The 13,533-nt window shown below is 69.2% G+C and carries 12 protein-coding genes; 9 read left to right on the top strand and 3 right to left on the bottom strand.

Translation table 11 applies throughout. The annotated features are described in order from the left end of the window. The first annotated feature begins 2 nt into the window (after positions 1-2). The 5 genes from G578_RS0101675 to G578_RS28055 all read left to right on the top strand — a co-directional run bounded on the left by G578_RS0101675 (position 3) and on the right by G578_RS28055 (position 5,177). Entirely contained in the window at positions 3-779 is a 777-nt protein-coding gene (locus G578_RS0101675; RefSeq protein WP_028792774.1) for an SDR family NAD(P)-dependent oxidoreductase, read from the top strand. A 74-nt stretch (positions 780-853) separates the two neighbouring features. Continuing rightward, on the top strand, positions 854-1,447 hold the full coding sequence (locus G578_RS0101670) for a LysE family translocator (RefSeq protein ID WP_028792773.1): 594 nt from the start codon (positions 854-856) through the stop codon (positions 1,445-1,447). Positions 1,448-1,595: 148 nt separating this feature from the next. Further along, a complete protein-coding gene (locus G578_RS28060; RefSeq protein WP_051243561.1) occupies positions 1,596-3,299 on the top strand; it encodes a methyl-accepting chemotaxis protein in 1,704 nt (567 codons plus the stop codon). 10 nt (positions 3,300-3,309) lie between these two features. Beyond that, positions 3,310-4,125, top strand: a complete 816-nt coding sequence (locus tag G578_RS0101660) for a CheR family methyltransferase (RefSeq protein WP_028792772.1) — start codon at positions 3,310-3,312, stop codon at positions 4,123-4,125. Next, positions 4,122-5,177, top strand: a complete 1,056-nt coding sequence (locus G578_RS28055) for a CheB methylesterase domain-containing protein (protein WP_156907167.1) — start codon at positions 4,122-4,124, stop codon at positions 5,175-5,177. Before G578_RS0101660 ends, G578_RS28055 begins: the two co-directional genes overlap by 4 nt. Before the next feature lie 35 nt (positions 5,178-5,212). On the opposite strand, the gene G578_RS0101650 is transcribed toward G578_RS28055, so the two are convergent. Genes G578_RS0101650 through G578_RS0101640 form a run of 3 tightly spaced genes read right to left on the bottom strand, consistent with a single transcriptional unit; the run spans position 5,213 to position 8,922 of the window. Further along, a complete protein-coding gene (locus tag G578_RS0101650; RefSeq protein WP_028792771.1) occupies positions 5,213-7,297 on the bottom strand; it encodes a tetratricopeptide repeat protein in 2,085 nt (694 codons plus the stop codon). Next, positions 7,266-8,600 (bottom strand): glycosyltransferase family protein, encoded by a 1,335-nt coding sequence (locus tag G578_RS0101645; protein WP_028792770.1) that lies wholly within the window; start codon positions 8,598-8,600, stop codon positions 7,266-7,268. The genes G578_RS0101650 and G578_RS0101645 overlap by 32 nt, the downstream gene beginning before the upstream one ends. A gap of 16 nt (positions 8,601-8,616) precedes the next feature. Continuing rightward, positions 8,617-8,922 carry a cupin domain-containing protein gene (locus G578_RS0101640; protein ID WP_028792769.1) on the bottom strand — a complete coding sequence of 102 codons (306 nt, stop codon included), beginning with the start codon at positions 8,920-8,922 and terminating at the stop codon, positions 8,617-8,619. 182 nt (positions 8,923-9,104) lie between these two features. Between G578_RS0101640 and G578_RS0101635 the strand changes: the two genes are divergently transcribed. From G578_RS0101635 to G578_RS0101620, 4 genes are all read left to right on the top strand, one after another. Then, positions 9,105-10,496: a class II 3-deoxy-7-phosphoheptulonate synthase gene (locus G578_RS0101635; RefSeq protein WP_028792768.1), complete on the top strand. Its 1,392-nt coding sequence runs from the start codon at positions 9,105-9,107 to the stop codon at positions 10,494-10,496. A 100-nt stretch (positions 10,497-10,596) separates the two neighbouring features. Then, on the top strand, positions 10,597-11,793 hold the full coding sequence (locus tag G578_RS24190) for a beta/alpha barrel domain-containing protein (RefSeq protein WP_038013016.1): 1,197 nt from the start codon (positions 10,597-10,599) through the stop codon (positions 11,791-11,793). Continuing rightward, positions 11,790-12,524, top strand: coding sequence for a glutamine amidotransferase-related protein (locus G578_RS0101625; protein WP_028792767.1), 735 nt, complete (start codon positions 11,790-11,792; stop codon positions 12,522-12,524). The genes G578_RS24190 and G578_RS0101625 overlap by 4 nt, the downstream gene beginning before the upstream one ends. Positions 12,525-12,574: 50 nt before the next feature. After that, on the top strand, positions 12,575-13,531 hold the full coding sequence (locus G578_RS0101620; protein ID WP_028792766.1) for a glycosyltransferase family 9 protein: 957 nt from the start codon (positions 12,575-12,577) through the stop codon (positions 13,529-13,531). The last annotated feature ends 2 nt before the right edge of the window (positions 13,532-13,533 follow it).

The raw sequence follows: 13,533 nt of genomic DNA, 5'->3' as shown, positions 1-13,533 counted from the left end.
CCATGGAGATCGGCTTCGAGGGCAGGACCGTCGTCGTCACCGGCGCCGTGCGCGGCATCGGCCAGGGCATCGCCCATGCCTTCGCCGCGCTCGGAGCGACGGTGCATGCCTGGGACATTCTCGCCGACGGTCTGCAGGAGACCCGCAGGACGGCGTCGCCCGAGCGCGGGGGGACCATCCACCCCCACGTGGTCGACGTCACCGATTTCGACGCGGTGAAGGCGGCGGTCGAGGCGGCAGAGGCTGAGAGTGCGTCGGGCGCAGTGGACGTGGCGGTGCATGTGGCCGGCGGCGTGAAGGGCCAGTCGAAGCGCCCGATCGAGGAGGTGACTCTGGAGGATTGGCGGGCGATCCAGGCGGTCAATCTGGACGGCGCCTTCCACCTGGCCAAGGCGGTGGCGCCCGGCATGAAGCAGGCCGGCACCGGCCGCATCGTGGTGATCTCCAGCGGGGCGGCGTTCAATGTCAGCCTGACCGGCATCCACAGCTACGGCACGGCGAAGAGCGCCCAGGTCGGCTTCGTACGGCAGCTCTCCGCCGAACTCGGCCCGTTCGGCATCACCGTGAACTCGGTCGCCCCGGGCTTCATGCCGACCAGCCCCGATTATGTCCGGCAGTGGGAGTCCTACGGGGAGGAGGGGCAGACCGCCATGGTCAAGCGCATCCCCATGGGCCGGATCGGCACGCCGAAGGACATCGCCAACGCCGTGCTGTTCTTCGCCTCCGACCATGCCGAGTGGGTGACCGGCCAGACCCTGCGGGTGAGCGGGGGGATGTGATCCGCCCGTCTGGGGTGCTGTCGGCCGCGGCTGCCGTGCTAGGCTGATCGTCCTGCCCGCCCGCGGACCCGCCCATGCTCACCTTCGCCGTCGCCCTGTTCTTCCTGATCATCACGCCTGGGATCGGGGTGCTGACGACCGCCGGCATCGGCGCCGGCTTCGGCGCGGGATCGGGCATCCGGTTTCTGGTCGGCCTGTTCATCGGCACCAATCTGGCGGCGCTCCTGGTGGTGACCGGGATCGCGGCCGTGGTCCTGGCCCATCCGATCATCGGCCCGACCCTGCTCTACGCCTCGCTCGCCTATCTGCTGTATCTCGCGTTCCGCATCGGTTGGGCCGGATCGCGGGTCGCCTTCGTCGAGCGCAAGAGCGCGCCGGGCATCCCCGGCGGCATCGGGCTTCAGCTCATCAATCCGAAATCCTACGCGGTGAACACGACCCTGTTCTCCGGCTTTCACTTCATGGCCGAGAACCCGACGCTGGAGATCGCGATCAAGTTCGCGATCATCAACGTGATCTGGATCCCGGTGCACCTGACCTGGCTGTGGGCCGGGGTGTCGCTCAAGCGGCTCGACCTGTCGCCGCGCACCCAGTCGGTCATCAACAAGCTGATGGCGCTGTCGATGGTGATCGTCGTCGTGCTGGCCGCCCTGCCCGCCGCGCGGTGATTCGCCTGTCCGTCAGGCGACCGCGCCGCGGCGAGACGCGGGTGGCCCTCGCCAAGCCTCGGATTCAAACCACTAATTGCGCTTTTCCAGCCAACGGTCAGAATAGGGCCATGGAATCGGGCCTGGCCGGTCGATCGGGGGATGACAGATGCTGAGCAATATTTCCACAAAGCTCATCGCGCTTGTGGTGTTCATGACGGCGGCGCTGTTCGCGTTCGCCGGTTACACGGTCCTGTCATTGTCCCAGGTGGCAAAGCAGGTCGACCATATCGCGACGACCGAAACCCCGATCTCCCAGAGCGCCTTCAAGGTGGTTGAAGCCCAGCTCCAGCAGGAGTTGGCGCTGCATGTGGCGATCTCCGTTTCCGGCCAGGGGCGCAGCGATCTCGGCGAAGGCTACATCGCCAAATACGAGGAATACTCGGCACAGGTCGCGGCCGAGCTGAACACGATCGAAGCGGTGATCGACGCCGCCATGGAGATCCCGGATGAGCGCGAGGCGCTCTATCAGGATCTTAAGGGCAACCTGCGGGAAATCCGCCAGCTGCGCGATCAGGTCACGACGATCGCCGGCCGCGTGATCACCCAGTACCGGGCTCTGGTCAAGGCCGCCGGCGCCCGCATTCCGCGCCTGTCGACCCTGGGCTCGAAGATGGAGGAAATCGAGAAGCTTCAGATCCAGCTGATGGTCTCGATCGACGACTTCGTCCACAAGGTCAACAAACTGACCGAAGACTCGGTCGCCGAGATCCAGGCCGCCGAATACACGGTGATCCAGCATCTGATCATCGCCGCCGTGATCATCGGCGCCATCTCGCTGCTCGTCGGCATCACCCTGGCCATGCGCATTCGCAGCCGCCTGGCCAACGCGGTCGCCACCGTCGACCGCTTCGCCATGGGTGACATGACCGTGCCGATCAGCAAGGTCAACGCCAAGGACGAGATCGGCAGGGTGCTGACCGCGCTGGCGCACATGCAGGAGAACCTGATCGGCATCCTCGGCACGATCAGCTCCGTGGGGAACGGCATCACCACCGGCAGCAACGAGTTGCGCCAGACCGCGCGCCAGGTCTCCGACGGAGTGAACGACCAGGCCTCCAGTATCCAGGAGACCTCCGCGGCGATGGAGGAAATGACCGCCGGTATCCGTCAGAACGCGAAGAACTCCGAGGAGACCGAGAAGGTTTCCGAGCGGATGGCGCAGGAGGCCGGGCGCTGCGCCGACGCCATGACCCAGACCGCGGCGGCAATGAAGGACATCTCCGCCAAGATCCTGGTTGTGGAGGAGATCACCCGGAAGATCGAGCTGCTGGCCCTGAACGCCTCGGTCGAGGCGGCGCGCGCCGGCGAGCATGGCCGCGGTTTCGCCGTGGTCGCCTCGGAAGTGTCGCGCCTGGCGGAAATCTCCAAGCAGGCGGCCAGCGAGATCCAGGACGCCTCGGCCGACGGCCGCGAGGCGGCGGAGAACACCAACCGTCTGCTGAGCGACCTGCTGCCGGAGATCACCCGGGTGAAGGACCTGGTTCAGGGCATCAGCGCCGCCAGCGACGAGCAGTCGGTCGGGGCTGACGAGATCAATGTCGCCATTCACCGCCTGAACTCGGTGGTCCAGCAGAACGCCGCCGCCGCCCAGCAGATGGCCGCCACCTCGGCGTCCATCGCCGGTCAGGGCACCGATCTGCAGAAGTCGATGGCCCAGTTCAAGCTCGACACCGCCGGCGGCGGCAACGCCGATGACGCCCCTCCGCCCCGCAAGAAGTCGAAGGCGCCGGCCAAGGTGGCGGAGGACGAGGCGGAGGACGACCGGGACACCGACGACGCCATCACGTCCGGCAATTTCGGGAAGTATTGAGGCTTCGACAGTGGAGCTTCAGAGTTTCCGCCGGCTCGCCCATTCGCGGTTCGGGATCGTTCTGCCCGACAATGCGGAGAGCTTTCTGCAGTCGCGCCTGCGCACCCTGATGGACCGGACCGGCCATCGGGACCTGGAGGCGCTGCTGCAGGCCGCCGAGGCGGAGAGCAACGGCGACCTGTTCATCGACATCGTCGAACAGCTCTCCACCAACCACAGCTATTTCTACCGCGAGCCGGCGCATTTCGAGTTCCTGTCCTCGGTCGCCCTGCCGGAGATCACCGAGCGGCTGCGCCGCCAGCGGTCGCGCGACCTGCGGATCTGGAGCGCGGCAGCCGCGGCCGGCGAGGAGGCCTATTCCATCGCCATGGCGATGCGCACCTTCTACGGCGCGCACTACCAGGATATGGATGCCGGAGTGCTGGCCACCGACATTGCCAAGCGCTCGCTGCAAAGGGGTGCTGAGGGCGTGTACCGGTCGGAGACCTTCCGTCACATCCCCCAGGCCTGGCGCGATTCCTTCCTGGAGCCGGCGGGCGAGGACAGCTTACGGGTGATCAGGGCGGTGCGCGACGACGTCATGTTCCGGTGGCTCAATCTGGTCGGGTCGATGAGCGCTCTGCGCGGCGGCTTCCACGTTATCTTCTGCCGCAACGTGATGATCTATTTCGACGCTCCGACCCGTGAGCGGCTGGTCCAGTCGCTGACCCATCTGCTGGCGCCGGGCGGCTATCTGTTCATCGGCCACACGGACGACGCCGAGTTCGCGCGGAAATATCTCGACCAGCAGCGTCCGGCGATCTTTCGCAAGAGGGCCGGGTCGTGAGCAGTCTGCGGGTTGTGGTGGTAGCGGCCGACCCGCTGCTGCGCAAGGCGGTATCGGAATCCCTGAACGATCTGAAGACACTGGGCGAGGTGACCGCGGTTACCCCGACCCGGGCGACACCGGACCGGATGACCGCGACCGACGCGGTGCTGATCGTCGGGACCGACGCCGACGCCCGCACCCTCAAGCCGGCGGTGGCCGCCGCCATCGGTGCCGGCCGCCCGATTGTGTTCGTCACCGTGGGCGAGGGCGGAGCTCCGGCCCTGCTGGCCCTCGGCACGCCGGGCACCTTCTCGGTGAAGGTGGCGGACCTCGACATCCGCGCCCAGCTCGCCTCGGCGGCGCCGAAGATCGCCGACCTTCTACGCCGGGCCGAAGCGGCGCAGGTTCCCGCGGCCGACCCCGCCTCCGCCACCGCCACGGCCCCCACCCGCGCTCCGGCGGTGCCGCGACCGGTGGCGCCGGGCGCGCCCTATCTCGGCGTCGTCATCTGCATCGGCGCGTCGACCGGCGGCACGGACGCGCTGCTGGCGATCCTGTCCAAGACCCCGCGCACCAGCCCGCCCATCGTCATCGTCCAGCACATGCCGGAGGCCTATGTCGGCGATTTCGCCGCCCGGCTCGACCGCTCCTCGCCGCTGGACGTGTCCCTGGCCCAGGACGACCTGCCGCTGCGCATGGGGCTCGCGGTGGTGGCGCCGGGCGGCCGCCAGCTCCGGCTGCGCAAGGATGCGAAAGGGATCTGGACCCGCTCGGGCGAGACCGGCCGTTTCGGTGGCCACTGTCCGGCGGTGGACGTGCTGATGAATTCGGCCGCAGAGCAACTCGGCAAGCGGGCGATCGGCGTGGTGCTGACCGGCATGGGCCGGGACGGGGCCGACGGGCTGCTGGCCATGCGTGAGGCCGGCGCCCGCACCGTGGCCCAGGACGAGGCGACCTCCATCGTCTACGGCATGCCCAAGGCGGCGTTCGAGAATGGCGGCGCCGACACGGTGCTGCCCCTGGGCAAGGTGGCGGATTTCGTCTCCGGCCTGGTGATGTCTTTCCGATAGGCGGCCGTCGCATTCGCAATGGCCGTCTTCCCGGATCAGGTCTGGGAAGACGAGGGGGCGCGTGCGGATTGTCCCTCCACCCACTCGCCGAGCGCCGCCGCCACCCGCACCATCACCGGCTCCCAGTCGCCGTCGCGCTGCTGTCGGAACACCCTGGTCTGCGGATACCAGAGCGAGTCGTCGCGGGTCAGCCCCCAGCGCCAGTCCGGCCGCGTCGGCAGCAGGGTCCAGCACGGCTTGGCCAGCGCACCGGCGAAATGCACCGTGTTGTTGGCCGGCGCGACGACCAGATCGACCGCCGCCACCAGGGCGGCCAGTCCGTCCAGGTCGACCAGCGGCTCGATCCCGTGGGCATGGTCGATCGGCTGGCCGGTCTGCGCGGCGAAGGCGGCGTAATCCTCCGGTGCCGCGCCGTATTGCAGGGAGACCAGCGCCACCTCCGGCATCGCCGCGACTGCGCGCCAGAGGTCGATCGGGATGCTGCGCCGCGCCCCGGTCTTCGGCGCGATCGAGCGCCAGGTGATGCCTACCAGCCGCTTGCCCCGGTGACGCGCCTGCAGCCCGGCGCGCAGGACCTTCGCCCGCTCCGGGTCGGGCACGATCCACGGCTCCGGCCGCACCTCTCCGCCGCAGAACAGCGCCAGCTGGTGCTGAAGGTCGCAGCCGTGATGGTCTTCCCATCCGCCGGTGGGGCAGGCGACCTCGGGCACGGCGATGCCGGGGAAGCTGCGGCGCAGGATCGGGCGCAGGCGCGGCTCGGTGAGGACAGTCAGCGCCGCCCCGCGGCGGAGCAGCGCGGGCGCGAGGGTGAGGAACTGGATCTCGTCGCCGATCCCCTGTTCGCCCCAGACCAGCAGCCGCGCCCCGGCGAGATCCTGTCCGGTCCACTCCGGAATGGCGAAGCGCCGAAGGAAGGGGGCGGCTTCGGGCGAGTCGAGCCGGCGGCGATGCTCCTCCCAGCCCTCGGCGAACCGCTCCTGCACTAGCAGGGCCAGGGCGGTGTTCAGATGGGCGAGCGCATGGCCGTCATCTATCTGGGTGGCCCGGCGGCAATAGCGTACGGCGGCGGCCGCGTCGCCGCTGCGGCCACGCTCGACCCCGATATTGTACCAGACATCCGCGGTCTCGGGCCGTATGCAGGCGCCCTGGCGCAGCCGCCACAGCACGTCGGTGCGTGCTGGGTCCCGCGTGGCGAGCAGGGCCAGCCGGCTATAAGGCTCCGCCGCGAACGGATTGATTGTCAGCGCCCGACGCGCCCAGCTTTCCGCCTCCATCAGCCCTGCGATCTCGCAACAGGCCGGGACACTCGCCGGGTCGCTCAGCAGGCCGCGCCGATAGGCCTGCACGGCGGCATCCGGCTGCTCGCGCTTCTGCAGGGTGCGGGCGAGATTGCCGTTGGCGGCGGCATGGTCCGGCGCGTGGGCGAGAGCCTGGCGGAAACAGGCTTCCGCCGCCGGCCAACTCCCGCCGCTGAAGAACAGCAGTCCGCGGTTGTTCAGGATGTCCGCGGATCCGGGGGCGATCGACAGGGCGCGCCGATAGCACAGATCGGCGCCGTCGATTTCGCCGGTATCGCGCAGCGCATTGCCGTGGTTGTAGGCGCCGGCCGGGGAGGCGGGAGCCAGCAGCTGGACCCGACGGAACGCCAGGGCGGCCCGGTCGTTCGCCCCGTCGGCCGCCAGCTCGTTGCCGAACTCGATGTGGGCGTCCACGTCCAGCGGCCAGAGCGCCAGCCGCCGGCGCAGCGTGGTCCTGCGGTGCCGTCCGCCCGAGAGACCGGTCAGGCCGGCGAGCCCGTCCGCTCTGTTCGGCGCCAGCAGCACGGCGCGGCGGTAGCAGGCGAGCGCCGCGTCCGGTCGGGTGATATGGCGGGCCACGCCGCCCAGATTGGCCCAGGCGGCGGCGTTGCCGGGGCTGTTTCGGACCGCCTGGCCGATGAGCCGGGCGGCGTCCTGCATCCGCCCCTCCTCGAACAGCACGGTGCCAAGCAGGTTCAGCGCATCGGCGTGATACGGGTCGTCTTGGGGCACCTGGGTGTAGAGGCTGGCGGCATGGGCGCGGAACCCGGCCTTCTGCCGGCGGATACCTTCATTCAGGAGATCGAGGGACTTTCGGCTCACGGGAATGGCGCAGATCCTGAACGACGCTGTCGACGACCGGCGCCCAATCGCCGATGCGTCTTTGGCGATGACAATACAATCTATCGTACCATCTAAGGTAGTTGTCGTCTTCTCCCCATCGCCAGTCCGGGTCGACCGGCAGCATGACGTGACAGGGAACGCCCAGGGCGCCGGCGAAATGCACCGTGTTGTTCGGCGGCGAGACTACCACGTCCATCGCCGCGACCAGCGCGGCAAGCCCGTCGAGATCGTCGGCCGGCTCGATCCCGTGATCGATGTCCAGCAGGTCGCCGAATGCCGCCAGGTCGGCCCGGCGCGCGCTGTACTGCAGCGAGACGAGGGCCACGTCCCCCAGCGTCGCGATCGGCCGCCAGAGGGCCGGCGCCACGGTCCGTCGCCAGCCGTCCTCCGCCCGGCTGGTCCAGGTGATGCCGACCAGCCGCTTGCCGGGATGCCGCCGTTGAAGCTCCGCCCGCAGGCGCTGCCGACGGCGGGGATCGGGCTTGAGATATCTGGACGGGCGGACGGCGCCGGACGGGGCGAGGCCGAGAGCGGCGGGCAGATCGCCGGCGCAGATCCAGGCCTCGGCCGGCGGCAGCGGCCCCACCGGGCGGTCGATGTCGGGGGCGACGACGTGGAGATCGGGGAAGCTGCGCTGCACCAGTGCCCGCAGCCGCGCGGTCACCAGCAGGGTGAGCGATCCGACCCGGTCCCGCAGGGCGTCCACCAGGGTCAGGAACATGATCGCGTCGCCGATACCCTGCTCGGTGACCAGCCGCAGTCGGCCGCCCATCGGCGTCCCGTCCCATTCCGGCAGCGCCGGCCAGATCGTCGCCGGGTCGGCACCGAGCGTCCTGTGGCGGGCGCGGTAGAGCTGCCAGCCCCGAGCGAAATCGCCGCGGCGCAGGAGCAGCACCGCCGCATTCATGTCGGCCATATGGGCCGGCGCGCCGGCGGCCCGCGCCCAGCCGCAGAGCTTGAGCGCCAGCGGATCCTCGCCCAGGCGCTTCTTCACATTGCTGAAATTGATCCAGGCAGGGCCGTCGCCGGGGCCGAGCAGCAGGCCGCGCCTTGCGGCGGCATCGGCGTCGCGCGGTCGGCCCAGACTCCACAGCGCCAGGGCCTCGCGATGCCGGGGCGGCGGCGCGAACGGATCGGCGATCCGCGCGCGCCGCGACCAGGTCAGCCCCTCCAGAGGCGCCTCCGCCATCCGCTGCCCGGCCCAGGCAAACAGAACCCTGGGATCACTGGCGCGGGTGACGGCGAGGCGCCGGATGTGCTCTGGCGGGAGCGTGTCGGTCATCGGGCCATCGCGGGCGTTAGGCCGAAGCGGGTTCCTTCAGCTCGATCTCCATGAACACGACCTTCGCCGGGCCGTCGTTGATCACGTTGTGCTCGACTCCGGCGGGGCGGATGTAGGGCTTGCCGACTACCATCTCCGCCGCGACGTCGCCGTCCGGGGTGGCGATGCGCAGGGGGCCGCCGCTGGTCGGGACGATGACATAGGCCATCTCGTGCTTGTGCCAGCCGGTCGCCGAGCCGGCCTCCAGGGTCCATTCGGTCACCCGGACCTTCTCGTCGTCGATATGCATGGCGGAAGTCGCGGGCGGGTAGGTGTCGGTCATGAATGCCTCACAAGGTTTGATTGGGAGCACGATGCCCCCTCCCAAGGCACCGCGCAACGCGACGAGATGCGCATGAGGCCGGATTTCCGCGCGAATCGGCTTCCAGTGCAGGCATCGCGCTGTTAGAAACCGGCAAAACAAACGTACGCTTTCGAGATCCCAATCCCCCGAGGGAGGGCGCTATGACGACCGAGTGGACCCCGACGACCTGGCGCGACCGGCCGATCCGGCAGGTGCCCGAGTATCCCGACCGGGAGAAGCTGGACGGTGTGCTGTCGACCCTGCGCACCTTCCCGCCGCTGGTCTTCGCCGGCGAAACCCAGCGCCTGCGCGCGTCCCTGGCCGATGTGGCGGCCGGCAAGGCGTTCCTGCTGCAGGGCGGCGACTGCGCGGAGAGCTTCGCGGAGTTCTCCGCCGACAACATCCGCGACACCGTGAAGGTGCTGCTGCAGATGGCGGTGGTGCTGACCTTCGGCGCCGCCCTGCCGGTGGTGAAGATCGGCCGTCTCGCGGGCCAGTTCGCCAAGCCGCGCTCCGCGCCGACCGAGGTGATCGACGGTGTCGAGCTGCCGAGCTACCGCGGCGACATCATCAACGGCATGGATTTCGACCCGGCGTCGCGTATCCCCGATCCGGAGCGGCTGCTGCGGGTCTACAATCAGTCGGCGGCGACGCTGAACCTGGTCCGCGCCTTCGCCACCGGCGGTCTGGCCAATCTGGAAGATGTGCATCGCTGGACGCTCAGCTTCGTGGAGAAGAGCCCCGAGGGCGAGAAGTTCGAGCAGATCGCCGGCCGTATCGAAGAATGTCTGGCCTTCATGCGCGCCTGCGGCGTGACGCCGGAGAGCGTCGCCCAGCTGCGCGAGACCGACGTCTACACCAGCCACGAGGCGCTGCTGCTCGACTACGAGGAGACGCTGACCCGGCGCGACACGATCACCGACGACCGGGGCTGGTACAACACCGCCGCCCATATGGTCTGGATCGGCGACCGCACCCGGAACCTCGACGGCGCCCATGTGGAATACTTCAAGGGCATCCACAACCCGATCGGCCTGAAGTGCGGCCCGAGCCTGGATCCGGACGAGCTGCTCAAGCTGATCGACGCGCTGAACCCGGAGAACGACCCGGGCCGCCTGACCCTGATCGCGCGCTTCGGCTCCGACAAGGTCCGCGACGGCCTCCCGCCGCTGGTGCGCGCCGTCGAGCGCGAGGGCCGTCACGTTGTGTGGTCCTGCGACCCGATGCACGGCAACACGGTGAAGTCCTCCACCGGCTACAAGACCCGGCCGTTCGACCGGATCCTGGCCGAGGTGCGCTCGTTCTTCGAGGTGCACGAGGAGGAGGGGACCTATGCCGGCGGCGTGCATTTCGAGATGACCGGCCGCGACGTCACCGAGTGCATCGGCGGCGCCACCGGGGTGACCGAGGCCGCGCTGTCGGACCGTTACCACACCCATTGCGATCCGCGCCTCAACGCCGCCCAGTCGCTCGAGCTTGCGTTCCTGGTGGGCGAGATGCTGGTCCGTCGTCGCGGCGGCGTCGGCGCCCAGCCCCTGAAGGCGGCGAGCTGAGCTCGTAGCGGGTGAGGAGGGGTGCCGTTCCGCATCGCCTCTTTTCCCGGCCGCATCTCAAGCGCTACTCTCTAAGGCCTTGAGATTAGCGGAACGTCCCATGAGCGCGATCGAACGGGATGACGATCACCGGTTGGATCCGGCCGGCAACGGCTGGCCGACCACCCTTCGTCACCCCACCCCGGATACCCTGTCGGGGTATGTCGACAAGTATTTCACCCGCACCAAGGACTGCGTCGCCGCCTTCGGCGACAAGCGGGTGACCTATGCCGTCTTCATGCGCCGCCCCGTCACCTGCGCCACGAAGCTCTCCGTCGAGTGGCTGAAATGGATGATGGCCGAGCGCGGCGCGGAGGTCGATATCCAGGTCCTCCACAAGGAAGGCGCCTGGGTCGGCGCGGGCGAGCCGATGCTCTACATCACCGGCTCGTTCTATCACCTGGTCGATCTGGAGACCCAGTATCTGCAGAAGCTGGGGGCCGCCTGCGTCGCCGCGTACAACGCCTACACCATGTGCGTGGAACTGCCGAAGACGGCGTTCCTGGCCATGGACGCCCGGCATTGCGCCGGCACCGAGATGGCGGAGATCATGGCCTACGGCGCTAGCGTCGGCTCGGCCAAGGCGAAGAAGAAGGTCGGCGCCATCGGCTTCGTCGGCAATGCCACCGACGCGACGGCCAGCTACTTCGACCAGAACCGTGGTTTCGGCACCATGCCGCACGCCCTGATCGGCTATGCCGGCTCCACCGTGCGCGCCGCCGAGATGTTCCACGAGACCCACCCGGCCGAGAACCTGACCGTGCTGGTCGACTATTTCGGCCAGGAGATCACCGACGCGCTCGCCGTCGCCCGCCGCTTCCCGGAACTGGCGGCCGAGGGCAGGCTGGCGGTGCGGCTCGACACCCATGGCGGGCGCTATATCGAGGGGCTGGACACCGCCGAGGCCTATGCGGTGCTGGACCGCAAGGCGCCGGAGGCGATCCGCGGGTACCGTACGGAGGCCGAGCTGCGCTCGCTGATCGGCACCGGCGTGTCGGCGGCGGCGATCTGGTCGATGCGCGAGCGGCTGGACGCGGCCGGCTTCCCCAAGGTGCGCATCGTCGCCTCTTCCGGCTTCGGGCCGGAGAAGTGCCGGGTGATGGCTTTGGCCAAGGCGCCGGTGGACGTTGTGGGTACCGGATCCTATCTCCCCGACAAGTGGAGCGAGACCTACGCAACCGCCGACATCATCGATTACGATGGCGAGCCGCGTGTTAAGGTCGGCCGCGAGTTCCTGCTGCGCAAAGGAGAGTCATGAGTTCCGACCGGTTTCTCATCGTCGTTCACCAGAAGACCTCCACCCCCGGCCGCGTCGGCCAACTGTTGGAGGAGCGGGGTTACCGGCTCGACAGGCGCTGCCCCTGTATCGGCGACGACCTGCCGGAGAACCTGAAGGACTATGCGGGGATTGCGGTGTTTGGCGGCCCGATGAGCGCCAATGACTGCCAGCGCCTGGACGGCATCCGATACGAGATCGACTTCACCAAGCGCGCCCTGGACGCGGACGTGCCGTATCTCGGCCTGTGCCTCGGCGCCCAGATCCTGTCCCGCGCGCTCGGCAGTACCGTCTCGCCGCATCCCGAAAAGCATGCCGAAATCGGCTATACCGAGGTCGTCCCCACCGAGCTCGCCGAGCGCGAGGGGCTGTTCGAGCACTCGACCCATTTCTACCAGTGGCACCGCGAAGGCTTCGAGGTCCCGGCGGGCGCCGAGCTGCTGGCGACGGGCACGAACTCCTTCCCGAACCAGGCCTTCCGCTACGGCGACAAGGCCTATGGGCTGCAGTTCCACCCCGAGATCACCATCGACATGATCCACCGCTGGAACATGGGCGGCGGCCATCGTCTGGGGGTGCCGGGCGGCCAGCCGAAGCGCGCCCAGGTCAAGGGCTGGGAGCTGTTCCACGACGGGGTGCGCAAGTGGACCCTGTCCCTGTTCGACCGGCTCGGTCTGCATCCCGTGCGCGCGATGCAGTCGGCGGCGGAATAGCGAACACCGAATAGGCTCGCGCGGCGGCGCCGGGCGCGCTATCCGGGGGCATGCGCACGCTCTTCATCACATCGAACCGTCTCGGCGACGCCGTGCTGTCCACGGCGGTTTTGGCGCGCCTGCTCGACGGGCATCCGGAGGCAAGGGTGACGGTGGCCTGCGGTCCGGTGGCGGCATCCCTGTTCGAGGGTGTGCCCCAGGTGGAGCGCGTCATCGCCTGGCGCAAGCAGAAGGGCGGCCGTCACTGGTGGATGCTCTGGCGACAGGTGGCCGGCACATGGTGGGACCGGGTGATCGATATGCGCGGCTCGGCCCTGGCCTGGACGCTGCTGGCGGGCCGGCGGTCGATCTATCGCACCCAGCGCGGCGATGCCCACCGTCTGGCGCAGATGGCGGCGGCGCTGGGTCTGTCGACGCCGCTGATGCCGAGGCTTTGGCTGACCGAGGCGGACCGGACGGCGGCGGCGAAGATCCTGGGCGCGGACGACCGCCCACTGCTGGCGGTGGCGCCGACGGCGAACTGGCCGCCGAAGGCCTGGCCGGCAGAGCGCTTCGCCGAGCTGATCGGGCGGCTGACGGGCGTGGGCGCGCCGCTGGAAGGCGCGCGGGTACTGGTCGCCGGCGGACCGGGGGAACGGGAGCTGGCGGCACCCGTGCTGGCGGCGGTGCCGGCAGAGCGGCTGGTGGATCTGGTCGACCGGGTGCCGCTGATGACGCTGGCGGCCGCCTTCGCGCGCTGCCAGCTGGTGGTGGCGAACGACAGCGGGTTGATGCACCTGGCAGCGGCATCCGGGGCACCGACCCTGGGCCTGTTCGGACCGAGCAAGGACACCCACTACGCCCCGGCGGGGCCGGTGACCGCCTGGGTGCGCGCGCCGGAGAGTGCGGAGGCGCTGCTCGCACGGTCGCAGGAGGTGGGCCGGGCGCCGGGGGCGCTGATGGCGGGGCTCTGCGTTGACACAGTCGAGGCGGCGGCGCGAGATCTGTTAGGCAGCAAAAAGTTTTAAGG

This window comes from Thalassobaculum salexigens DSM 19539, from assembly GCF_000423805.1.
Classification (GTDB): domain Bacteria; phylum Pseudomonadota; class Alphaproteobacteria; order Thalassobaculales; family Thalassobaculaceae; genus Thalassobaculum; species Thalassobaculum litoreum.
This window is presented reverse-complemented; position numbering and strand designations above follow the sequence as displayed.

Bases quoted from the DNA above. Each gene is read 5' to 3' on its own strand.
- G578_RS0101675 (WP_028792774.1), top strand. From the start codon at position 3: ATGGAGATCGGCTTCGAGGGCAGGACCGTCGTCGTCACCGGCGCCGTG.
- G578_RS0101670 (WP_028792773.1), top strand. From the start codon at position 854: ATGCTCACCTTCGCCGTCGCCCTGTTCTTCCTGATCATCACGCCTGGG.
- G578_RS28060 (WP_051243561.1), top strand. From the start codon at position 1,596: ATGCTGAGCAATATTTCCACAAAGCTCATCGCGCTTGTGGTGTTCATG.
- G578_RS0101645 (WP_028792770.1), bottom strand. From the start codon at position 8,600: ATGACCGACACGCTCCCGCCAGAGCACATCCGGCGCCTCGCCGTCACC.
- G578_RS0101640 (WP_028792769.1), bottom strand. From the start codon at position 8,922: ATGACCGACACCTACCCGCCCGCGACTTCCGCCATGCATATCGACGAC.
- G578_RS0101635 (WP_028792768.1), top strand. From the start codon at position 9,105: ATGACGACCGAGTGGACCCCGACGACCTGGCGCGACCGGCCGATCCGG.
- G578_RS24190 (WP_038013016.1), top strand. From the start codon at position 10,597: ATGAGCGCGATCGAACGGGATGACGATCACCGGTTGGATCCGGCCGGC.
- G578_RS0101625 (WP_028792767.1), top strand. From the start codon at position 11,790: ATGAGTTCCGACCGGTTTCTCATCGTCGTTCACCAGAAGACCTCCACC.
- G578_RS0101620 (WP_028792766.1), top strand. From the start codon at position 12,575: ATGCGCACGCTCTTCATCACATCGAACCGTCTCGGCGACGCCGTGCTG.